The 22,738-nt window shown below is 63.6% G+C and carries 20 protein-coding genes and 1 tRNA gene; 6 read left to right on the plus strand and 15 right to left on the minus strand.

Annotated elements, in window-relative coordinates:
- The first annotated feature begins 34 nt into the window (after positions 1-34).
- Entirely contained in the window at positions 35-232 is a 198-nt protein-coding gene (locus AC5STI_RS11340) for a YgaP family membrane protein (protein ID WP_495446714.1), read from the plus strand.
- Between the two features lie 116 nt (positions 233-348).
- Here AC5STI_RS11340 and AC5STI_RS11345 read toward each other — a convergent pair whose 3' ends face one another.
- On the minus strand, positions 349-1,035 hold the full coding sequence (locus AC5STI_RS11345; protein ID WP_495446715.1) for a rhomboid family intramembrane serine protease: 687 nt from the start codon (positions 1,033-1,035) through the stop codon (positions 349-351).
- 100 nt (positions 1,036-1,135) lie between these two features.
- Between AC5STI_RS11345 and trpS the strand changes: the two genes are divergently transcribed.
- A complete protein-coding gene (trpS, locus tag AC5STI_RS11350; RefSeq protein ID WP_495446716.1) occupies positions 1,136-2,164 on the plus strand; it encodes a tryptophan--tRNA ligase in 1,029 nt (342 codons plus the stop codon).
- A 144-nt stretch (positions 2,165-2,308) separates the two neighbouring features.
- A complete protein-coding gene (locus AC5STI_RS11355) occupies positions 2,309-4,312 on the plus strand; it encodes an OmpA family protein (RefSeq protein ID WP_495446717.1) in 2,004 nt (667 codons plus the stop codon).
- A gap of 58 nt (positions 4,313-4,370) precedes the next feature.
- Here the strand turns inward: AC5STI_RS11355 and AC5STI_RS11360 are convergent, their stop codons facing one another.
- From AC5STI_RS11360 to paaG, 5 genes are all read right to left on the minus strand, one after another.
- Entirely contained in the window at positions 4,371-4,583 is a 213-nt protein-coding gene (locus AC5STI_RS11360) for a hypothetical protein (RefSeq protein WP_495446718.1), read from the minus strand.
- 62 nt (positions 4,584-4,645) lie between these two features.
- Positions 4,646-5,242 carry a TetR/AcrR family transcriptional regulator gene (locus AC5STI_RS11365; protein WP_495446719.1) on the minus strand — a complete coding sequence of 199 codons (597 nt, stop codon included), beginning with the start codon at positions 5,240-5,242 and terminating at the stop codon, positions 4,646-4,648.
- Positions 5,243-5,258: 16 nt separating this feature from the next.
- The gene (gene paaK, locus AC5STI_RS11370) at positions 5,259-6,569 is read right to left on the minus strand and encodes a phenylacetate--CoA ligase PaaK (protein ID WP_495446720.1); all 1,311 of its coding nucleotides are present in this window, start codon (positions 6,567-6,569) and stop codon (positions 5,259-5,261) included.
- A 15-nt stretch (positions 6,570-6,584) separates the two neighbouring features.
- On the minus strand, positions 6,585-7,010 hold the full coding sequence (paaI, locus tag AC5STI_RS11375) for a hydroxyphenylacetyl-CoA thioesterase PaaI (RefSeq protein ID WP_495446721.1): 426 nt from the start codon (positions 7,008-7,010) through the stop codon (positions 6,585-6,587).
- 2 nt (positions 7,011-7,012) lie between these two features.
- Positions 7,013-7,798 (minus strand): 2-(1,2-epoxy-1,2-dihydrophenyl)acetyl-CoA isomerase PaaG, encoded by a 786-nt coding sequence (gene paaG / locus AC5STI_RS11380; RefSeq protein WP_495446722.1) that lies wholly within the window; start codon positions 7,796-7,798, stop codon positions 7,013-7,015.
- Between the two features lie 126 nt (positions 7,799-7,924).
- Between paaG and paaZ the strand changes: the two genes are divergently transcribed.
- The 3 genes from paaZ to AC5STI_RS11395 all read left to right on the plus strand — a co-directional run bounded on the left by paaZ (position 7,925) and on the right by AC5STI_RS11395 (position 11,110).
- Positions 7,925-9,955, plus strand: coding sequence for a phenylacetic acid degradation bifunctional protein PaaZ (gene paaZ / locus AC5STI_RS11385; RefSeq protein WP_495446723.1), 2,031 nt, complete (start codon positions 7,925-7,927; stop codon positions 9,953-9,955).
- An 84-nt stretch (positions 9,956-10,039) separates the two neighbouring features.
- Entirely contained in the window at positions 10,040-10,840 is an 801-nt protein-coding gene (locus AC5STI_RS11390; protein ID WP_495446724.1) for a PaaX family transcriptional regulator C-terminal domain-containing protein, read from the plus strand.
- A gap of 193 nt (positions 10,841-11,033) precedes the next feature.
- Positions 11,034-11,110, plus strand: a tRNA-Met gene (locus AC5STI_RS11395).
- Positions 11,111-11,309: 199 nt separating this feature from the next.
- On the opposite strand, the gene AC5STI_RS11400 is transcribed toward AC5STI_RS11395, so the two are convergent.
- The 9 genes from AC5STI_RS11400 to AC5STI_RS11440 all read right to left on the minus strand — a co-directional run bounded on the left by AC5STI_RS11400 (position 11,310) and on the right by AC5STI_RS11440 (position 22,650).
- On the minus strand, positions 11,310-12,851 hold the full coding sequence (locus AC5STI_RS11400) for a catalase (RefSeq protein WP_495446725.1): 1,542 nt from the start codon (positions 12,849-12,851) through the stop codon (positions 11,310-11,312).
- Positions 12,852-12,971: 120 nt separating this feature from the next.
- Entirely contained in the window at positions 12,972-13,919 is a 948-nt protein-coding gene (locus AC5STI_RS11405; protein WP_495446726.1) for a YihY/virulence factor BrkB family protein, read from the minus strand.
- A gap of 66 nt (positions 13,920-13,985) precedes the next feature.
- The gene (locus tag AC5STI_RS11410) at positions 13,986-15,209 is read right to left on the minus strand and encodes a DUF3618 domain-containing protein (RefSeq protein ID WP_495446727.1); all 1,224 of its coding nucleotides are present in this window, start codon (positions 15,207-15,209) and stop codon (positions 13,986-13,988) included.
- Positions 15,199-15,612: a phage holin family protein gene (locus AC5STI_RS11415; protein WP_490399769.1), complete on the minus strand. Its 414-nt coding sequence runs from the start codon at positions 15,610-15,612 to the stop codon at positions 15,199-15,201. The genes AC5STI_RS11410 and AC5STI_RS11415 overlap by 11 nt, the downstream gene beginning before the upstream one ends.
- A complete protein-coding gene (locus tag AC5STI_RS11420; protein WP_495446728.1) occupies positions 15,609-16,100 on the minus strand; it encodes a hypothetical protein in 492 nt (163 codons plus the stop codon). Before AC5STI_RS11420 ends, AC5STI_RS11415 begins: the two co-directional genes overlap by 4 nt.
- Before the next feature lie 303 nt (positions 16,101-16,403).
- The gene (locus tag AC5STI_RS11425; RefSeq protein WP_495446729.1) at positions 16,404-17,378 is read right to left on the minus strand and encodes a C45 family autoproteolytic acyltransferase/hydrolase; all 975 of its coding nucleotides are present in this window, start codon (positions 17,376-17,378) and stop codon (positions 16,404-16,406) included.
- A 13-nt stretch (positions 17,379-17,391) separates the two neighbouring features.
- Complete coding sequence (locus AC5STI_RS11430) at positions 17,392-18,852, minus strand: biotin carboxylase (RefSeq protein ID WP_495446730.1); 1,461 nt, start codon at positions 18,850-18,852, stop codon at positions 17,392-17,394.
- Between the two features lie 15 nt (positions 18,853-18,867).
- Complete coding sequence (locus tag AC5STI_RS11435) at positions 18,868-21,630, minus strand: aminotransferase class I/II-fold pyridoxal phosphate-dependent enzyme (RefSeq protein ID WP_495447757.1); 2,763 nt, start codon at positions 21,628-21,630, stop codon at positions 18,868-18,870.
- Between the two features lie 66 nt (positions 21,631-21,696).
- On the minus strand, positions 21,697-22,650 hold the full coding sequence (locus tag AC5STI_RS11440) for a carbon-nitrogen hydrolase family protein (protein ID WP_475047474.1): 954 nt from the start codon (positions 22,648-22,650) through the stop codon (positions 21,697-21,699).
- Positions 22,651-22,738: the final 88 nt, after the last annotated feature.

Genomic DNA, 22,738 nt, shown 5'->3' on the forward strand with positions numbered 1-22,738 from the left:
AGAAATTGCAACCTGAGTTCGAAAGGACCGCACAATGCTCCGTAACGAAGGCACCCTCGACCGCGCCCTGCGCGTAATCCTCGGCCTGATCCTGCTGTCGCTGGTGTTCATCGGCCCGCAAACCCTGTGGGGCCTCATTGGCCTGGTGCCGCTGGCGACCGGCCTCATGGGCTACTGCCCGCTCTATCAGATCATCGGCCTGAACACCTGCTCGCTGAAAAAACAGGGCTGAGCCTTCTGGCCAATGCCGGGTCAAGGGCGGCAAAGCCGCCGCGCGTCAGCGCGGCCCGGCCCAACGGCTGGCGATGCCCCGCCAGGGGCGTCACCAGCGGGCGGGAGCGCCCCGCTTCAATCGTGGCGGATGCGGTTGCGGATCCGTGCCCAGCCGCCCGGCGCCAGGAAAAACGACAGCCCGAACCCGGTGGCAAAACCCGCCAGGTCAGCGACCCAGTCCTTCTGGCCGCCAAACAGCAGTCCGAACACCAGCTGCGCCCCCATAAGGAAGGCAATCAGCGTGAACGCCCGGCTTTGCTGCGCCCCGACCGAGGCCAGCGAGCGCCACAGCAGAAAGGTGAACGCCCCGATCAGCCCATAGACCGCCGGGAAGCCGCCGATCAGAGGCTGTCCGCCGCTGACCAGCAGCGCATAGCCCAGCGCGCCGCCGGCGCCGGACAGGATAAAGATGATGACCATCGCCAGATCGCCCATCACCTCGCCGACCATCTTGCCCATCGCCAGCACAAAGACGCAGACAAACAACGCATGGGTAAAGGCGCCATGCACGAAGATGTAGGAAACAAACCGCTTCAAATGCTCCGGCAGCCAGCGGCCGCTCTCCTGCATCCACCAGAAAATCTCGCTGGAAAACGCATAGGACTGGACCGCCTCCAGCCGCCAGCCAATTGCCTCCGGACCGCCCAGGATGCCGCGCGCGCCGAGTGAAAACACGGCCTCGATCCCGATGATGATCAGGACCAGCGCCACCACCGCGGCGGGCAAAGGGTTGACCGGGGCATTGTGGGGCTGGCTGCTCATCCAAACTCCTTGCGGCACGGAATCTCCCGCGCCTGTTGACCTATCCTGGCCCCATGGGTAAGCGACGATGGTGCATAATTCCAGACGGGAGTTTCCGGCCATGAGCGAAACCAGCTTCACCCCGCGCGTCTTTTCGGGGATCCAGCCTTCGGGCAACCTGCACTTGGGGAATTACCTCGGTGCGCTGAAGCGCTTCGTCGACTGGCAGGCCAAGGACATTGAGACCATCTATTGCATGGTCGATCTGCATGCGATCACCGTCTGGCAGGATCCCGCGGATCTGCAGAAATCTACCCGCGAGCTCTGCGCCGGCTTCATCGCCGCCGGGATCGACCCTGAAGACTCGATTCTGATCAACCAGTCCCAGGTGCCCGAACACGCACAGCTGGCCTGGATCTTCAACTGCGTCGCCCGCATGGGCTGGATGCAGCGGATGACCCAGTGGAAGGACAAGGCGGGCAAGAACCAGCAGAACGCCTCGCTGGGCCTGTTTGCCTATCCGGCGCTGATGGCGGCGGACATCCTGGTCTACCACGCCACCCATGTTCCGGTGGGCGAAGACCAGAAACAACACCTAGAGCTGACCCGCGACATCGCCATCAAGTTCAACCATGACTACGGCGTCAACTTCTTCCCGGAAACCGAGCCGGTGATTGAAGGCGCCGCCACCCGCGTCATGAGCCTGCGCGACGGGTCCAAGAAGATGTCGAAATCGGACCCTTCCGACGCCTCCCGCATCAACCTGACCGATGACGCCGATGCCATCGCCAAGAAGATCCGCAAGGCCAAGACCGACCCAGAGGCACTGCCCTCCGAAACCGAAGGCCTGGAGGACCGCCCCGAGGCACGCAACCTGATCAACATCTACGCAGCGCTGAACGAGCAAACCGTGGAACAGGTGCTGGCGGATGTCGGCGGCAAGCAGTTCTCGGAGTTCAAGCCGATGCTGGCGGATCTGGCGGTGTCGAAACTGGCTCCGATCTCGACCGAGATGGCGCGGCTGATGCAGCACCAGGACGAAATCGACAAGATCCTGTCCCGCGGATCGGAGCGCGCACGCGAAATCACCGCGCCGATCCTGCGCAAGACCTATGACATCGTCGGCATGGTTCCGCCCGTAAGCCTCTGAAACGGGTCGCCGCTGGCGGAAACCGGCCGCATTTCAGCCGCCCCTCCGGGGGCGGCTTCTTTTTTGCCGGGACGCGCGGAAACTTTTCCGCCACTCAGCGGTTACCCCCGTACGGCCCCGTGCCGGAACAAGGAAGGAACCGCAATGAAACCGGGAATTTTCAAATCGACCACGGCGCTGGCAGTGATGGTCTCGCTGGCAGCCCCGCTGCCCGCCCTGTCGCAGGACAAGGGCAACAAGCGCATTGACCTCACCCAGATGACCACCGCCGAGATCGGCGATCTGGTCGACCGCTGCCGGAAACGCGCCGAGAAGCGGCAGAAGAAACTGGCCGCTGGCGCGGAGATCGAAGAAAAGACCGGCCGGATCGCCAAGTTCTGCCAGGCCTACGGCACTGGCGCCTTTGACGCGGAGCTGCCGGGTGAACTGCAATCCGCCAGCGTGCTGGCCAGCGTGGCGGAGATGACCGCCGGTGCTGAGGCTGAGGCGGAAACCGAAGTCATCGCCGAAGCACAGGCCGCTGCCGAAGCAGAGGTGCAAGCCCAGGCCGCTGCGGAAGGCCAGGCGGCCGGCGGTGAAGACACCCAGCAGCCGGAAGAGGCCGCCGGGACTGAGACCGGGGCCGAGGCCAATGCAGAGGCCAACGCTGAGACAGAGGCCGCCGCTGAATCCGCGGCCGCTCAGGAAGCTGCAGAAGCCGCGGCTCTGGCAGAGGCACTGGAACAGCAAGCCGAAGCTCAGGCCGAGACTCAGGCCGGCGCTCAGGAAGAACAAACCGAAGCACAGGCTGACCAGCAGGCAGAGGCCCAGACCGAACCGCAGCCCGAAGCTGAGGCCGTACAGCAAGACGAAACCCAGGCCGGGCAGCAGACCGAAGTGCAAGCTGACCAGACCATGGAACAGCCCGCAGAGGACACAGCGGTTGAAAGCACCGGCGCAACTGCAGAAGCCATTGCCGCCGATCTGGCCCAGTCACAGGGTGAGACCAGCGAGGAAACCGACAACCCCGAGCTGGTCGAACTGGACAGCCAGGCCCAGGCCGACGCTCAGGCCGAAGCCGAGACTGAGACCGCAGCAGCTGCCGCAGCCGCCGCGGAAAGCAGCGAAGGCGAAGCCGAGGTGATCGAGGAAACGGTGACCGAAGACACCGTACGCAGCTCTGACGAGGAATTTGAAACCCAAGTCGGTGAAAACACTCAGGCGGCAGAAGCCCCTGCCCCGCAGGCCAATGCCGCTGCGGAAGAGGATGACGGCGGCCTGTCCGACCAGCAGCGTAACGCCCTGCTCGGCCTTGGCGCCCTGGCCATCGGCACGCTGCTCAACAACGGCGGCAAGGTGGTCTCCAACACGGGCGACCGCGCCATCGTCGAGCAGGACGGCCAGTACCGCGTGCTGAAAGACGACGACGCGCTGCTGCGCCAGCCGGGCTCGAACGTGACCACCTACCGGTTCCAGGACGGCTCCACCCGCACCGTGGTGACCCGCGAGAACGGGGTTGAGGTGGAAACCATCCGCTCCGCCGAGGGCCGGGTTCTGCGCCGCACCCGCATTCTGCCGGACGGCCGCAGCGTGGTTCTGTTCGATGACACCCAAAAGGCGGAAAAGGTGGTCGTCAATGAACTGCCGCAGGTTCAGGACAACCGCCGCGCCTTCTCCAGCACCGGCGCGGTATCGGCCGAGGACCTGGCCGCAGCGCTGGCCGCACAGGACGCTTCCCAGGTTGACCGCCGCTTCTCGCTGGCGCAGGTCCGCAACATCGACGCCGTGCGCCGCCTGGTGCCGGTGATTAACGTGGATTCGGTGAACTTCGATACCGGCTCTGCAGTGATCCGCCCGCAGGAAGCCGAAGAGCTGGCGGCCCTGGGCAACGCCCTGCGCGACATGATCGACCGCAACCCGGGCGAGGTGTTCCTGATCGAAGGCCACACCGACGCGGTGGGCGCAGCCACCTATAACCTGGCGCTGTCGGACCGGCGCGCCGAAACCGTGGCGCTGGCGCTGACCGAATACTTCGACGTGCCGCCGGAAAACATGGTGGTGCAGGGCTATGGCGAAAGCGATCTGGCCGTGAAGACACTGGACGCCGAACGCGTCAACCGCCGCGTCGCCGTGCGCCGGATCACGCCGCTGCTGGGCAGCGAAGGCTGATCTTAAAGCTTGAACAACTGCACCCGGCGGGACTTCCCCGCCGGGTGTATTTCCGTCCCTATTCCGCCGGTGTCCTGCGGCGGGACAAAAGCCCGTACTTTAGGGCAAATGACTTCAGGGAAAACCGACGCCTGCCGGTTCTTGCACCTTTCCGCCCGCCCGAGGTCCGGTCGAACTCATACATGTCGATGGCCCGTTCGGCGCAGCCGCAGGCTTCGCCCAGGCCGACTTTCTTGTAGTAGAAATTCTCAAAGCTCTCAGGTTTCTGCATCGCATCCTCCCTTGGCGGAGAAAGCTAGCGCAGAAAGGCGGAAACGCAACACGGGCGCGCTATTACAGCCCCCTTACCCCGTGCAACGTCAGATCCGAAACAAGACGGGCATAGTCCTCGCGGGCCTTGGAGCCGGCGCCGCTGTTCCACATGTAATACCAGTTCAGCATCCCGAAGACAGACATTGTGGCGCCGCGCAGCTTGGTGCCGTCGCCGTCAAAGATCTCGGGCGCCACGGCCTGCAGGGCATCGCTCATGAACTGGACCATTTCGCGCTGATAGCTGCGCAGATGCTTCTGCTGCTCCTCGGGCAGCGCGCCCATCGCCCCCAGCTGCACCTGGTGCTCGTGATCCGCGCCCTGATAGGCCAGCAGGATTTCCGAGACGATGCGGCGCAGCCGCTCCTGCGGGCCGTAACCGTCCAGTTCCACCTCGCAGACCCGGTCGCGCAGGTCTTTGAGGTACGTGTCAAGGACGCCGAAAAGCACGGCGTCCTTGCTGTCGTAATAGTGGTAGATATTTGCCTTGGAGATCCCGCATTCCCGCGCCAGCTGGGTCATCGACGCGCGGTCGTAACCGGATTCGGCGAACACCTTTGCCGCCGACTTCAGGATCTGCGCGCGTTTCTCATCATGGTCTTTTGCGATCGTGCGGGCCAAGGCTCACTTCCCCGGTTCAGGACTTGCTGCGGTTGTCGACGACGCGCTTGGCCTTGCCCTGGCTGCGCTCGACGGACCCCGGGTCGCCTACAATGATCTCGGTCGAAACGCCAACCATATCCTTGATCCGCTTGGTCAGCATCCGCGCCGCGGCTGTTTTGCTCAGTTCGTCAGTGGCATCCGGATTGGCCTCCACAAACACCCGCATCGCATCCATGCGGCCGGATTTGTACAGCTCGATCTGGTAATGCGGTGCCAGCCCGCCGGTCGCCATCAGCTGTTCCTCCACTTGGCTAGGGAAGACGTTGACACCGCGCAGGATGATCATGTCGTCACTGCGGCCGGTGATCTTCTCCATCCGCCGCATCGACCGCGCGGTGCCCGGCAGCAGCCGGGTCAGGTCGCGTGTGCGGTAACGGACCATCGGCAGGCCTTCCTTGGTCAGCGTGGTGAATACCAGCTCGCCCAGCTCGCCGTCCGGCAGCACTTCACCGGTCTGCGGATCAATGATCTCGGGCAGGAAGTGGTCCTCCCAGATCACCGGGCCGTCCTTGGTCTCGACGCATTCGTTGGCGACACCCGGCCCCATGATCTCGCTCAGGCCGTAGATGTCGACCGCATGCATGTCAAAGGCATCCTCGACCTCCTTGCGCATCGCGTCGGTCCAGGGTTCAGCCCCGAAAACACCCACCTTCAGCGAGCATTCGCGCGGGTCCATGCCGACCTTGTGGTACTGCTCCAGGATGTTGAGCATGTAGGACGGCGTCACCATGATGCCATCAGGCTTGAAATCGGTGATCAGGCCAACCTGCTTTTCGGTCTGGCCGCCCGACATCGGCACCACGGTCGCGCCCAAGCGCTCAATCCCGTAGTGCGCGCCCAGGCCGCCGGTGAACAACCCGTAGCCATAGGCGTTATGCACCATATCGCCCTTGCGCAGGCCCGAGGCACGCAAGCTGCGCGCCACCAGATCCGCCCAGTTGCTGATGTCATTGGCGGTATAGCCCACCACCGTCGGCTTGCCGGTGGTGCCGGAAGACGCATGGAGACGGATGATTTCACTGCGCGGCACCGCGAACAGGCCGAACGGATAGTTGTCCCGCAGGTCGTTCTTGTAGGTGAAGGGGAACTTGGCCAGATCGGACAGCTGCTGCAAATCGTCTGGATGCACACCCGCCTCGTCGAACCGCTGCTTGTACATCGCCACGTTGTCATAGGCATGGCGCACCGACCACTTCAGCCGCTCCAGCTGTAAGCTCCGGATTTCGTCGATCGAGGCAATCTCGATCGGCTCCAGTTCACCCTTCTTGGGGCTCAGATCTTCCATGGCGTCCTCCACACCTTATTCGTCAAACAACTGGCCTTTGACCGCCCGGGAAAAGCCCCGGAACTCGGCGATCTGCTGGCCGTCCTGATTGGTCACTGTCACGTCGTAAATACCGCTGCGCCCGGTCAGGGAAATCTCGCGGGCCTTTGCGATCAGTTTGTCACCCAGCCGTCCCGGCGCGGTGAAGCTGATCACGTTGTGCTGCGCCACGGTCGACTGGTTTCGGCTGTTGCAGGCAAAGGCAAAGGCGCTGTCGGCCAGCATGAAGGTCACACCGCCATGGCAAATGCCGTGCCCGTTGCAGTGGTGCTGCGCGATGGTCAGCTTCAGCGTGGCCTCGCCCTCGTCCACATGGGTGATCTCCATGCCCGCCCACTTGGACGCGTGGTCGTCGGCCCACATGGCGGCGGCGGATTTTTCGGCGCGTTCTTTCGGGGTCATGGTCACTTGCCCTTGAACTCAGGCGCGCGCTTTTCCAGGAAGCTGGCAACACCCTCTGCATAATCCGCGCTTTCGCCGCAGGTCTTCATCGCGTCCGCCTCGATCTCCAGCTGGTCAGAGAGCGTGTTGACCGCAGCCGCCTGAATGCACTGTTTGGTCAGTCCCAGCCCCAGTGTCGGCCCGTTGGCGAATTTCTCTGCCATCGCGCGGCCTTCTGTCATCAGTTCGTCATCCGGCAGCGCCTTCCAGATCAGGCCCCAGTCCTCGGCCTTCCTGGCTGGCAGCGGCTCAGCCGTCAGCGCCAGCCCCTTGGCGCGCGCCTCGCCCAGCAGCCGCGGCAGATGCCAGCTGCCGCCCGTGTCCGGGATCAGGCCAACCTTTGAAAATGACTGGATGAACTTGGCGCTTTCCGCCGCCAGCACGACGTCGCAAGCCAGCGCCAGATTGGCGCCCGCCCCAGCGGCCACGCCGTTGACGGCACAGATCACCGGAAAGTCCAGGTCACGGATCAACCGCACCAGCGGCGCATAGAATTTGCGCACCGTCTGGCTCAGGTCCGGCGGCCCGTCCATCTTGCGCGGGTCGCGGTCGCCCAGATCCTGACCGGCGCAGAAGCCACGGCCCGCTCCGGTCAGCAGCACCGCGCGGGCGCCGCCATCACGCGCCGCCTCAAGTGCCGCGCGCAATGCGTTGTGCATCTCTTCGTTGAAACTGTTCAACCGGTCCGGACGGTTCAGAGTGATCTCCACCCAGGTCCCGTGGTCCTCCACCAGAATCGTATCGCTCATCGCTCCCTCACCCTGTCAGCGGTGCATTTGACAAATTCCTTGCATAAACCGACCGGACGGTCAATATATCTCAGCATCGGATTCCAGCCAGCCGGCCCCTGCCGGCCTGACGAAAAGGACAGCATCATGAGCCTTCTAAAGATTTCCAGCTTTGCAGCGGGTCAATGGGTCGCACCGGGCGCAGGTGCCCGCAACATCGCCAGCGCCATCACCGGCGAGGTGATTGCCAGCGCCGGCAATGACGCGCTCGACGTGCAAGGAATGCTCGACTACGCCCGCACCGTGGGCGGCGCCAACCTGCGCAAGCTGACCTTCCACGACCGCGCCCGGATGCTGAAGGCGCTCGCCGGCCACCTGAACCAGCACAAGCAAGCGCTCTATGACCTGTCGTTCAACACCGGCGCCACGCAGTCCGACCACATGATCGACATTGACGGCGGCATCGGCACCATGTTCGTCTTCGCCTCCAAGGGCCGCCGCGAGATGCCGGACGCGCATGTCTACCTCGATGGCGATGTGGAGCAGCTCTCCCGCAACGGCACCTTCCTGGGTCAGCACATCTGCACCCCGCTGCGCGGCGTCGCGGTGCATATCAACGCCTTCAACTTCCCGGTCTGGGGCATGCTGGAGAAGCTCGCCCCTACCCTGCTGGCAGGTGTCCCGGCCATCGTCAAACCCGCCACCAACAGTTGCTATGTGACGGAGCTGGCGGTGAAACTGATGCTGGACTCGGGCATCCTGCCCGAGGGCGCGCTGCAGCTGGTCTCCGGCGGCCTCGGCGACATGCTGGACCATCTGACCATGCAGGACGTGGTCAGCTTCACCGGCTCCGCCAGCACCGCTCTGAAGCTGCGCGCCGACCCGGTGATCCTAGAAAACTCGGTCCGTTTCGTCGCTGAACAGGACAGCCTCAACGCCTCGATCCTGGGCCCCGATGCGCAGCCCGGCACGCCGGAGTTCGACCTCTTCGTCAAGGAAGTCAGCCGCGAGATGACCACCAAGGCGGGCCAGAAATGCACCGCCATCCGCCGCATCATCGCACCGCAAGCGCAAGTGGATGCAGTGATCGAAGCGCTCTCTGCCCGCCTGTCCAAAACCGTTATCGGCGATCCGCGCCTTGAAACCACCCGGATGGGCGCGCTGGTCTCAAACAGCCAGAAACGCGACGTTCTTGAAAAGGCTGAAATCATCGGCCAGGAAGCAGAGCGCGTCTTTGGCGACCCGGCGAACTTCTCCGTCGATGGCGCCGACGCTGAAAAAGGCGCCTTTGTCCCGCCGATGCTGTTCCACTGCGCCGCCCCCGACAACGCCCAGCGCGTGCACGACACTGAGGCATTTGGCCCCGTCTCCACCATCATGGGCTACCGCGATCTGGACCACGCGATTGATCTGGCCAACCGCGGCCAGGGCTCGCTGGTGGCCTCGGTCATCACCCATGACCCCGCCACCGCCCGCGAGGTCGCCATTGGCGCCGGCGCCTACCACGGCCGCCTCTATTTCAACAACCGCGACTCGATGAAGGAATCGACCGGCCACGGCTCCCCCCTGCCCCACATGGTGCACGGCGGCCCGGGCCGGGCCGGCGGCGGCGAAGAAATGGGCGGCGTGCGCGGCGTCAAACACTACATGCAGCGCACCGCCATCCAGGGCTCGCCCGACATACTGTCAGCAATCGGCGACAAATGGGTCCCCGGCGGCACCGAGATCGAAGGCCCGGCACACCCCTTCACCCGCAAATTCGGCGAGCTTTCCATCGGCGAGACCCTGCACACCGCCCCGCGCACCGTCACGCTGGAAGATATTGAGACCTTCGCCCATTTCACCGGCGACACCTTCTATGCCCACATGGACGACGAGGCCGCCAAGCGGAACCCGTTCTTCCCGGGCCGCGTGGCGCATGGCTACCTGCTCTTGTCCTTCGCCGCCGGCATGTTCGTGCAGCCGGACGAAGGCCCGGTCCTGGCCAATACCGGCCTCGACAATCTGCGCTTCATGAAACCCATTTCGGCAGGCGAAAGCATCAAGGTGCGCCTCACGGTCAAGAAGAAGACCCCCCGCAACGAGGAATACGGCGAGGTCCGCTGGCACGTGACCCTGACCAACCAGGACGGCGAGATTGCGGCAGAGTATGAACTGCTGACGATGAACGCCTTCTAAGACAGCGCAAATGCGGCAGGCAGCGGTAAAGCTGCCGTGCGCCCGGACTGGCCTTACCGGTCCGGGCGAACTATATTTATCCCTATGAACGAACAGCATAACCCTTGGTTTGACACCACCGTCCAGCAGCTGAACGATCCGCAAAACCAGCGGGTCTGGTCGGTGATCGTATCGCTGTTCGGCGATCTGGCGCAGGACAAGGGCGCCCAGATCAGCGGCGGGGCACTCACCCGCATCATCACCCCGATGGGTATCAAGCCCGAGGCAATCCGGGTGGCCCTGCACCGGCTGCGCAAGGACGGCTGGATCGAAAGCGAGCGCGCGGGCCGTGCCTCTGTCCATTACCTGACCGAATACGGGCGCAGCCAATCGGCCGCGGTGACGCCCCGCATCTACGAACGCCGCGCCGCAACCCCAACCGACTGGCACCTGCTGATCGCCGAAGATGGCGCAGGCCAGACAACACTGGACGAGGTGCTGCTGCTGTCCAATTATGTGGCCGTCAACCGCACCACCGCGCTTGGCCACGGTCCGGTACCGCGCAGCCTGGACGATCTGATGGCGGCCCGTGTCAGCAGCATGAGCGTGCCCGGCTGGCTCAAGGCCCGGCTGTTTCCCGAACCGCTGCGGGCCGCCTGTTCCGCGCTGCAGCGCGACCTTGAAAACATCGCCCCGCCGCCTTCGGGCCTGACGCCGGCGCAGACCGGAACTTTAAGGACGCTGATCGTGCACCGCTGGCGCCGCGTGGTGCTGCGCCACCCGGATCTTCCGCCCAGCTTCCACCCCGAGGACTGGACCGGAGAGACCTGCCGCGCGCTGGTGTTCCAGCTGCTGGACCGCCTGCCGCGGCCAGCGCTGACCACCTTGGACACCCAGACCGAATAACCGCAAAACTCCTCAGCGATCTGAACTCCCACGCAACGCGGCCCGGCGCGCGAGGCGCGAGGACGCATGTAAGATTTTGTTTTTCCAATTCTTTTCTCGCCCATCGGAAAAAATTCGGAAGAATCTGCATTTCGTCAGCTTTTCCGCTTGACCCCACCGCCGCCATTCCTTAAATCGCGTCCACACAGCGAGCGGCGGAGTAGCTCAGTTGGTTAGAGCAGCGGAATCATAATCCGCGTGTCGGGGGTTCAAGTCCCTCCTCCGCTACCACCCTTCCCCATGAAAACCGGAAGAACTAGGCACGGCCCGTAAGGCCGACGCCTGTGGCTGCCATCCCTGCGGCACTGGCTCCAGCCGGGCGAAAGCTAGGCACTGCCTGACCAAGCCCCGGGCACGGTCGGGGACTGACGCCTCCTCAAACGCAAAAACGGGCCCTCAGCGGGCCCGCCTGCCGATACCAAAGGGGCTTCTACTCTGCTGCCTTGGTGCCGCTGATGCTTTCAGCTGAGGCCAAGCCCGGCGCGTCCGACGCCCCGCCGAGCTTTTCGCGCACCCCGGCTTCGATCCTGTCGCCCGTCTCGCCGTCGATGTTGCGCCAGTAATCGAAGGCCCGTTGCAGCACCGTCTCGCTGACACCGTCGCACAGGTGGCCGACCACGTTCGACACCAGCCGGTCGCGCGCGTCATCGTCCATCACCTCGCGGACCAGCTGGCCGGCCTGGCTCCAGTCATCGTCGTCTTCCCGCAGCGTATAGGCCTGGCGGACCATATCGCCGTCCGCATGCCACAGGCCCGCCTCGGGACCAGCGGCGGGCTGCGCTGCCGGTCCGCCGTACGAATTGGGCGCATAGACCGGGTCGGCCACCTTCTCCGTGCGCCCCGCCCCGTCCTTCGAATAGCTGTAGACCGGGCATTTCGCCTTGTTCACCGGGATTTCCTTGTAGTTCACACCCAGCCGGGCCCGGTGCGCATCCGCATAGGAAAAGCCCCGCGCCAGCAGCATCTTGTCCGGCGACAGCCCAACCCCGGGCACCATGTTGTTCGGCTCAAACGCCGCCTGTTCGATCTCCGTGTGAAAGTCGGTGGGGTTCCGGTCCAACACCAGCTTGCCCACTTCAATCAGCGGATAATCCGCGTGCGGCCACACTTTGGTCAGGTCAAAGGGGTTGAGGCGGTAGGTCTTGGCCTCCTCATAGGGCATGACCTGCCATTTCAGGGTCCAGCTGGGGGGATTGCCGTCGCGGATCGCATTGAACAGATCGCGCCGGTGGTAGTCGCCGTCGCTGCCGGCCAGCTTGCCGGCCTCGTCCTGGCTCAGGTACGCATTTCCGTCACCCTGATCGGTGTGGAAGTGGAACTTGACCCAGAACTTCTCCCCCTCGGCATTCACCAGCGAGTAGGTGTGGCTGGAATAGCCGTTCATCTCGCGCCAGGTCTTCGGGATCCCCCGGTCGCCCATCAGATAGGCCACCTGATGCGCGCTTTCGGGCGACAGCGTCCAGAAATCCCACTGCATGTCATGGTCGCGCAGGTCATTGTCGGCCCGGCGTTTTTGACTCCGGATGAAGTGCTGGAACTTCATCGGATCGCGAATGAAGAAAACGGGCGTATTGTTGCCCACCATGTCAAAGTTGCCGTCCTCGGTGTACATCTTCACCGAAAAGCCGCGCGGGTCGCGCCAGGTGTCGGGGCTGCCCCGCTCGCCGGCCACCGTCGAGAAGCGGACAACCGCATCGCATTTCGCCCCAGGCTGAAAGATCTTGGCCTTGGTGTACTTGGACACGTCCTGCGTGGTCTCGAAATAGCCGAACGCCCCGCCGCCCTTGGCATGGGGCTGGCGCTCCGGGATGCGCTCCCGGTTGAAGTTGGCCATCTGTTCGATCAGGTAATGGTCGTTCAGGACAATCGGTCCATCCGGCCCCACGGTCAGCGAGTGCTCGTCGCTATGAACGCGCTGTCCCGCATCCGTGGTGGTCGGGGGTGTGGATTTGTTATCATTGGAGTTTGTCATTCCGGGCCTCTCTTCAATCACTATGGAAAAACTTCAGTCTGCAGCGATAAACGCCTTGGCCGCCGCGCGGCCGCTTTCACCCGCTGCGTATCCGTAAGGCGCGGGGCGGGTCCCGCCGCCTCAGCTGCTCTGCCGCGCGCCCAGTTTGTCGGCTTTCACCGCGCCGCGCTCGCCCATCGGCTCCTCCGGGCCAACGGTTGTGTCATAGGCGGTCTGCGCCTCGACCTCGGCGTTGATCTCGGCGCCCAGGAGCACGATGAAGGCGGAGATCCACAGCCACATCAGCAGCACAACAACCCCGGCCAGCGCGCCGAAACTTTCGTTGTAGGAGCCGAAGTTGCCAACGTAGAACGCAAACCCCGCCGACCCCGCCAGCCACAGCACACAGGCGGCAATCGCACCGGGCGATGCCCACAGCAGCTCCGGCTTGTCCCGCGACGGGCCATAGCGGTACAGCACCGCAAGCCCGGCCATGGTCATCACCAGCAGCACACCCCAGGCTAGCAGCGAGCCCAGGACTTCGGTCACGGGCCCGGCGTCAACCAGCGCGATGATCGAAGGCACCGCCAGCGTCGCCAGCAGCCCCATCAGCAAGCCGGTAATCAGGAACAATGTCAGGGTGAGGGTGACAAAGGTCTTCATGAAGAAGCCGCGCTTCTCCTCCTCGTCATAGGCCACGTTCATGCCTTCGATCAGGCTGTTCATGCCCTTGGACGCCGAATAAAGCGCAATCAGGATGCCCGCCACCGCCGCAAGGCCCAGCCCGCCTTCCCGCGAGCCGGCGACTTGGGTGGCCTGGCCGATGACGATCTCCATCACCTCGTCCGGCACCACGCCTTCGAGCTGCGAAATCTGATCCACGATCTGGCTAGGCTCAACCATCAGGCCGCCAATGGCCAGCAGCGCCGTAATCGCCGGGAACAGCGCCATCAGCCCGTAAAAGGCAACACCGGCGGCGATCAGCCCGACATGGTCGGCGGCAATCTCATCCTTGACCCGCAGGGCGATATCCTTCCAGCCCTTGGGCGGGATCCTATGCGGCGCTTCCGCGTGCCTGCCGCGAGTCATCGTTTCTCCTCCAAAGCCTTATGCGTGCAATAGGCGGAGGCCGCAGCAGCAGCCTCCGCACACGTCTTATGATGAGGGTTTTCCAAGGTCCTTTTCCTTGGCCTTATCGGCAGCCGCACTGGCGATCCGCTTACCCGCAGACTTCACCTCATCGGCTGCAGCCTGGGCCGCCGACTTGCCTTGCGGGGCGGCGCTGTCCATAGCTTCGCGTTTTTCCTTAGCGATGGTTTCGGCCTCTTCGCGGGCGGCCTGCATTACAGCCAGGGCCTTCTCCTGCTCTTCGCGGAAGATCGCCTCGGCGCGCTCCATCATCTTGTCGCTATACTGCCCCAGCGCATCATCCTCGGTGCGCGTGCGCGGCAGCGCGCCGCCAATCGCTGCGCCCAGCGCCAGTGCCAACGCCCCCGCAACCAGCGGCTGTCGGTTGTAGAAATCCGCCGACTGGCGCGACCCCGATGCCAGCGCCTCGCCGGCCTTGCGGCGGGCGTCGACCGCTGCCTCACGCGCCGCGATCACACGGGCCTTGGCCTCTTCCGAAAGGTTCTCGGTGCCTTCCGACAGGCGGGCACGCAAGCGGGCAGCGCGAAGCCGGGCAGCTTCTGCGGCATCCGACACCGACGAAGCCGCAGAGGCAGCGCCATCGCGCACAGCCTGCCCGGCGGCAGCGGCTTTGCCCTTGGCGGCTGCACCAGCGTCCTTGACGGCAGAGCCCGCCGCCGATGCCTTGTCATGCATGGCCGATCCCGCGGCCGACGCCTTGGCCTGCGCCGATGCAGCAGCGCCAGAGGCACGGTCCGCCAGGCTGCGGCCATCGTCATCGTCGTCATCCTCGCGCGCCCAGGACGGGACACCTTCAGAGCCGCCCTTCATGCGCGGATCGGGCCGTGTCACCAGCGTGCCGCTGGAAGCGTGGCTGCCATAGCTGCCGCCTGCGGCGCGGTCTTCCCAGCCGCTGTCCCGGTAGGTGCCGCTGCTGCCGTAGCGGCGGCTGGAGTAGTCCGGGTCGCCAGTCTCAGCCGTATAGCTGCGGCTGCCGGAGCGGCCCTTGCCAAAGATCATCCAGGCCAGTCCGACGCCAGTCAGAACCACGGCTGCCGGGTTTTCCTTCACCGTCCGGGTGATGGCATTTCCGATCTCGCCGCCATGCTCTCGCAGCTGTTCGCCCAGCTGCTGCATCACACCGTCAACGGAAAGCTTGTTCTGCAGATGCTCCAGGTTGCTGGTCAGCTGCGCGCGATCCCGTTCAATCTCGCGCTCAATCTCGTGAACAGAACGGTCATCATTTGTCATTGTACGTCTCCTTGATGGATTGCGCGTCGCGCTTCACGTTCTCAGCGGTGCGGGTGGGCGCCAGGCTCGACAGCTTCAGATCGCTGGTCCCCTTGGCGATCATGCCAAAGGCCGCGGCAGCAAAGGCCACACCCACCAGCAGAGCCGCCCAGCCCGGGTCCATTCCGGCCTCAGTCAGCCCGGCGGACAGCGCCGCCGCCAGAACATTCAGCGCCGTCAGCGCCACGACGACACCGCCAACAATCAGGCCGAGGGCCACGGCTGCGCGGTTGATGTTTTCGCCGATCTCTGCCCGCGCCAGAGCGAGCTCGTTGCGGATCAGCGAGCTGATGTTGTTAAGCGCCTCAGCGACGATGCTGGCCGCATTCGGCGTTGTGCCAGGTTCAGGATTCGTGTGTGTCATTGCATGTTCCCCTTCGCCTGCGGGACCGTATACGCGCCGGTCGGCTGCGCAGGGCTGGTGGCGGGTGCGGCCGCAGGCGCGCGCGGGCCATCAGGCTGGCTGTTGTCCGATGCCTTGGCAAAACGCGCGGCGGCAAAGCCCAGCAGCGCAGCGCTGCTCAGGAACACGACCGGGTTCTTGCGGGCGAAATCCGAAACCGAGTGGACCATTTCGCCCAGGTCCTGGTTGCGGATCGTATCGGACACGTCTGCCAGGGTGCCGGCCATCTGGCCGATTGCACGCTCGTGCGGCGAGCCGCTGCGCATCTCATCGGAGGCGGTGCGCAGGGCCGAGGCCACGGATTTGACCTCATCGGCAACGCCTTCCTTGGCCGCCTCGGCGCGGGCATGTGCCTCTTTCTTTGCAGTTTCAGCAGCGGTCGCCGCAGCGGACTTGGCGCTTTCGGCAACGTTTTGTGCGGCGGTTTTCACTTTGTCTGTTCCGGACATCTGATGTCTCCCTTTGATCAGGCGATAAAGTTGAGCAACGCGAGAACGACGACAACGACGCCAATGATGTAGAAAATACTGTGCATGGCTTCCTCCCCGGGCTGTATCGGTCGGTTCGATACTTGGACAACTCACGGCACACCCGATCAGTTCCAATATTCCCGGAACGTGCGGCCTTTTGCGGTTCGATCAGGGCCGTCGCCTGCATTGCGGCAGACCTGCGCGCTCAAGCTTTCAGGCAGCCGGAGAAATCCGGCCTGCCCTAGCGCAGCGGTCATTCGAAGCGGAAAAAGGTGGTTTCGCCTAGAACCCTGGCACCTGCACAGCCAGGGTACGTTCGTCAAAGGCAGCCAGCGGCAGGTGCCAGACGGTGCCGGGCCAGCGGACTTCCATCTCAAGCTTCCGGGGCCGGTAAACCGCCGTGTAAAGCGTGCCGAAGCCCTCGCTGAAGGCTGAGGAATACAAGGGCGGCTTCAGGAAGGCGCCGATGAATTTCTCCTCCGGCTCCACATGCAGCGTCAGCCGCTGCAGCAGGAAACGCTCCCGTTCGACGGTCGCCGTGAACCGCGCATGGCTGTCCCACTCCACCTTTTCCTGGTGGTTGGTGGCAACCCCCACATGCTTGAGCACGGCCTTGCGGTCCGGCGCCATGAAGGCGGTCAGGAACTTGCGGGAGCGGTCGACCACGGTGACGTTGTAGCTCATATGCGTCGGCAGCCGCGACAGCGCCGCCCCCGCCTCCTCCGCGGTCTCGCAGGTCTGCAGCACATAGCGCAGGATCAGCGGCACCCCGAAACCTTCGCCGACCACCCGGCGGCCGCCGAAGGTCAGCGACACCGCCAGCCCGGCATCATTGATCCCGTCCACCAGCCCCCACAGGCTGTCGCTGGTGCCCAGCACCGTGCGCCCCAGCCATTCGGTCCGCATCACCACCCCGTCAAAGGCGTGCGGGCTGTAGTCGTAATTGCGCACCAGCACCGGATCCGGGCCAGGCCACAGCGCCTGGGAGCAGGCCGAGAGATACGGCGGCGGGCAGTAGAAGCTCAGAAACCGCGCCGCATGATCCGCCCCGCCCGCCAGAGCGCACAGCTCCTCATAAAGCGGCAGCAGTTCCGGCATATGGGTCTTCAGCGCGTTGACGCTGTCCAGGTAGCCCGGACGCGCCTCCGGGCCCTCGCGGATCCACCACTTGTGGTAGTCCGGCCAGAACTCCAGGAACAGCCCGGCCCACTTGGGACCAGGCTGGGGTTCGTCGATGGCGCGCCAGCGGATGATCATGCCCTCACGGGGTCTACATGATCTTGAAGGCAGGGTCGGACACCACCGGCCCCGCCTCCTGCATCGGCAGCGGCCGCGCTTTGACATTGCTCTTGATGGCGTCGATCCAGCGCTTGCCGCGGTCGTTCAGCTGGAACCCCGGCGTCATCGACCGGCCGCGGGTCACCAGGATGCCGATGTCAGCCCCCTCGTACCGGTAGTCGCCCGGCTGCAGGATGCGCAGGAAAAACGCCTCCTGCTCGCTCTCGACCGCGCGGCGGTGATAGTCGAACCGGTCGAACTGCACGGTGCCGTCCTCGGCCATGCGGTAAATGCCGGTCTCCGGCACCTCCGTGGCGATATCGACGGAATCGTCGGTGTGCTTGATCACCATCTGCGACCAGCTGTCGATCATCTTGGGATCGGCCCAGCGGTTGTTCAGCTCCGCCACGTCCAGCTTGAACTTCTTCTTCGAGAACTCCAGCAAGTGGAACAGGAACAAGGGCGCATCCGCATGGGCAAAGGCCGCGTGGTTGGTCATCGACGACGCACCGGTGATGCGCGGGTTCAATTCGCCCAGCCAGATATCCCCGGTCTTCTTGTCGATCAGGAAATCCAGCTCGAAATAGCCGCGGTAGCCTTCCTTGCGCAGCTGCTCGCCGAACTTGAAGGTCAGCTCGCGCGCCCGCTCGCGGGTCTTGGGCGGGAACGCGGTCGAGAAGATCTCGTTGCCGCACCAGCCGCCGCGGTAGGGGGTCAGCTCCTTGAAGCCGACCAGTTCCGTCATCAGCGGCCCGACGATGGTGCCCTCCTTGGTGGCGCAGGCCTCGATGGCCGAGCCGCGGCAGTCGATCCGCTTCATGATCTTGATCTCGCCCTCGCCGACGATCTCATGCTCGTGGCGGCGGAAATCGGCTTCGGAATTGATGAAGAACGTGGTGTGCCCGCTGTCGCCAAAGGCCGACTGCAGCACCACGTCATGGCCGATGCCCGCCTTCTCGCAGGTCTTTTTCAGATCCTCGTAATCCTTGACCTCCGCCAGCACGTTCGGCACCGAAGGCACCCCTGCCTTGTTGCCGATCCGGACCGTTTCGATCTTGTTGTCCATGCTCTGGCGCAGCTTGGCGCTGGGGAACCAGACCTCGCCGCCCAGTTCCTTGGCCAGCCGCTCGGTCTCTTCGTCGAACATCAGGAACACGAACTTGGGCTTGCCGCCGCGCCCCTTGATCCACTCGACCACCTCCTTGTGCTGCAGCAGGTAGTTGTTGATATCCTCGATCGACTGGAATTCCGCATGCGGCTGCTCAGACGGGCAGAACACATTCGGGTGCTTGCCGCCGTAGCAGTCAATGTAACATATGTATTTGAAATTCTTACACCATTCATCCAAGCCCAGCAGGTTGAAATTGGTTGCCGAGACAAAATACACCGGGTCCTCGTTACGGTGGAAGTGACGGCGGATCTCAGAGATATTGTTCAGTACTGCAGATGGCATACCATTTTTCTCCCTTTAGAATATCTTGTGCCGGGCCGCGTTCAGCTTCAGCCGCGCGGCGTTGGCCTTGGCCTGCTGTTTCAAGGCCTCCTCGGTGAACACGCGCAGCCCCAGATCGGCCCGGTAGCCGTGGATTTCGCTGACATCCAGAGCCCGCATGAACGCCAGGATCTCCTGGCTCACCACCTGCCCCGGCACCAGGATCGGAAACCCTGGCGGATACGGAATGATGAAAGAGGCCGAGACCACCTCCTGGCCGCTTTCCATCGCCGCCCTGATCGACCCGTCGAGTTCCAGATAGTCGCAGTTGTTTTCTTCATAGCTGAGGAAGAATGCCGAACGGATATCGCCCTCAGGGGTTTCCGGGGACGAGCGGAAAGCATCGTGGAAGCGGCTGAAGTCGGGCAGCGGCGGCAGATCGTGCATCAGGTTGGCCACCCGCTTCTCGAACCCGCGCTTCTCCATTATCGAGGCATCATCCAGCAATTCGTCCAGATCGGTGGCGATTTCCACCAGAACCTCGATCAGATAAGCCACCGACGACCGCGTCGTCCCGATGTTGGTCATGAACAGCACTGTATTGCGTGAGGTCTTGTTGATCTGGATCCCGTATTTGTCCATCAGGATCTGGGTCTTGAACGTGTCGCCGTCCCAGCCGGTGCCGCCCACCGCCAGCGTCACCCGGGTCGGATCCAGCACGAACTCGTCATGCACAAGGCTGTCCCACACATCGGTCCAGCCGCGTTGGGGATCATAATAGCTTTCCAATCCGCTTTCGCGGTGCTCGCTCGGGATCATGTCCGCAGCGCTCAGGATCCGGAAATACTTGCTTAGGCGCGGGTGCGTCATGATCGCCCGCCGCATCGCCATGCCCGCTTCCACCTGCCGGTGCACGAATTCGAAGCCTTCCAGCTCGACCTGCCGCCGCCCCACATCCAGCGAAGCAATGATCTGGTAGTTCGGCGAGGTCGACGTATGCGTCATGTAGGCCTCATGGAAACTTACCTCCACCTCGCCTTTGAAATCCTGGTCGTTCACATGGATCATCGACCCCTGCCGCAGCGAGGTCAGCGTCTTGTGGGTGGACTGGGTGGCATAGACCCGCACCCGTGCATCCGGCGCCGGCAGCAGCCGAGTACTCAAATACTCCTCCTCGCCGGCATCCTTCAGCTGCTTCTGCTGCTCTTCCCAGGCCTTGGCATGGGCGTCGCTGCGCAGCCGCTCGCGCAGAACGTTGGCGGCGTTCATCGCGGTCCGCTGCCGGTACAGCGGGCTGAACCGGGCAAAGGCAAACCACGCCTCGTCCCACAGGAAGATCAGGTCCGGCTTGATCGCCAGGCACTCCTCCATCATGCGTTCGACGTTGTAGACGATACCGTCAAAGGTGCAGTTGGTCAGCAGCAGCATCCGCACCCGGTCCAGCTTGCCCTGCGCCTTGAGGTGCAGCAGCGTGTGCTTGATCTCCCGCAGCGGCACCGCGCCATACATCGAGTATTCATGCAGCGGGTAACTGTCGAGATAGACCACCTGCGCCCCCGCCAGCACCAGCCCGTAGTGGTGCGACTTGTGGCAGTCGCGGTCCACCAGCACGATATCACCGGGCCGCACCAATGCCTGCACCACGATCTTGTTGCAGGTGGAGGTGCCGTTGGTGGCAAAGAACGTCTGTTTCGACCCGAACGCCCGGCTGGCCTGTTCCTGCGCCTGCTTGATGGGCCCGTGCGGCTCCAGCAGGCTGTCCAGCCCGCCGGAGGTGGCAGAGGTCTCGGCCAGGAAAATGTTGGAGCCATAAAACGCCCCCATGTCCTGAATCCAATGGCTGCGCGAAACCGATTTGCCGCGGCTGATCGGCATCGCGTGGAAGACGCCGGTGGGCTGTTTGGAATATTCCACCAGCGCCGTGAAAAACGGCGTCTTATAGCGCGCCTGCACCCCCCTCAGGATATTGAGGTGCAGCTCCATGAAATCTTCCTGATTGTAAAACACCCGGCGGCAGATCCCCAGGTCATGGCCTGCGATTTCCTCAACGGAGCGGTCGGTGACCAGATAGGCGTCCAGTTCCGGCCGGACATTTGCCACCAGCCGGCACAGCGCCGGGCCGTGATCATGGGCGCGCATCGCCTCGATCCCGTCGGTGCCGCCAGCCCAGTCCAGATAGCGGGTCAGCAGCGACATCTCCATCTTTGAATCGAACTTCAGGCCCGGCCGCACCACAATCGCCTGAATGTTGTAGTTGAACAGGATCCCGATCAGCGCATCCTGCAGGCTGGGCACCACCACGGTTTCATAATGAAACGGATCCTCCGGCCGGCGCATCTTCTTAAAGTTGCTGTGCAGCCAGCGCTCCTGGTGCTCGTTGACGTTGTCGACCACCAGGACCTCGAAATAGGGCTTGGCCAGCGCCCGGGCCTCGGGCGGCTGGATCACCTCGTCCTCATGCTCGTCCGCATCCGCAGAATCGCGGTCCAGCGGCACATGCCGCCGCCGGTAGGCGCCGGTGGACAGGGCGCGGCAAATCCGCTGCACGGAAAACGCCACATCGGCGTAATTGCCGTGCTCGAACTGGCGCCGCAGCTGATCAAACGCCTGCACGCCGGGAAAGGCCCAGTAGGCTTCGATCGGGCCCAGTAAATCAAACAGCGCCCGGACATTCGTCACGAGCGCTGCTTCACGTTTGGGTTTTCGGGCACTGGCCAGGGCTTCAGTTACTTCTCTCAGCGTTGTCCATTGGTCATGACGCAGCTGGATCGCGGAGTAATAGTCGCCCATTACTTGCATATGCACCTCCCATCCTGGTTATCGGCGGGAGATCAAAAGGCTCTGGCTACTAGTAAATGAGACTGATCAACCGCCTGCTTTTCTTTCAGGGTAGTGTATTGAATGCAATTCGGCAAATCCGTTGGTTTCCTCACCCGGCGCGCGGGCGTTCAGACCCGCTTGCGAGCCCTGCACCGGGATCTCCAGCGGCCCCAGCGTATGCAGGTACGCATCCGCCCCGCTGCTGCGGTCGTACACCGGGAAATCCACCTCCCGGTCGCGGAAGCTTTTCAGCACCTGGCCCAGCCCCTTCAGGCCGATTTCACGCTGGCGGCGCACCTGATCCAGATCCAGCTCCAGCGGGAACATGTCCTCGTGGCGGCCCGACTGGTGCAGCACCGTGGCGGAAGGATCAATAATGCAGGACTGGCCCACCCCGCCGGCACCCAGCCCGTTCACGTCGACGACATAGCATTGGAACTGCGCCGCGGTGGCGCGGGCGATGGACAGTTCGGCATCCCGGTCGGCGGTCCCGGTCAGCACCGGATGCAGCAGCACCTCAACCCCCTGGCTGGTCAGCTGGCGGGTAGTTTCAGGGAACCAGATGTCATAGCAGATCGACAGGCCGAACCGGCCCACATCGGGAATGTCGAACACACAGAATTCGGTTCCGGCCTCCACGCCCTGCTCATACGGGCGGAATGGGAACATCTTGCGGTAGACCGCCACCACTTCGCCCTGCGGATTGATGACCGAGGAGGTATTGTAGATCTTGCCGGACTCCGTGACTTCGAACATCGAGCCCGGCACCACCCAGATCCCGTGTTTCACAGCAGCCGCGCAAAACCGCTCTATCGCCTCATTGTGCAGCGGCTGCGCGAATTTGGTCAGCGGCCCATAGGGCGCCAGTTCGCTGAACACGGCCATCTGCGTCCAGGGAAAGCGCGCCATCAGCACATCGATCCGGTGAATCATAGCGTCGACATTCGAATGCAGTGCGTCCACGTGCATTTGGATGCCCGCGATGGAAAATGGCGTCATTCAGCCTGTACTCCGTTGGCGTATGTTGCCTCCAGAATACAGGATTGCCGCAGCCGCCGCCATCCCGGGCAGCACACCCTGACGCCCA

Source organism: Leisingera sp. CC-HEC096, from assembly GCF_059429235.1.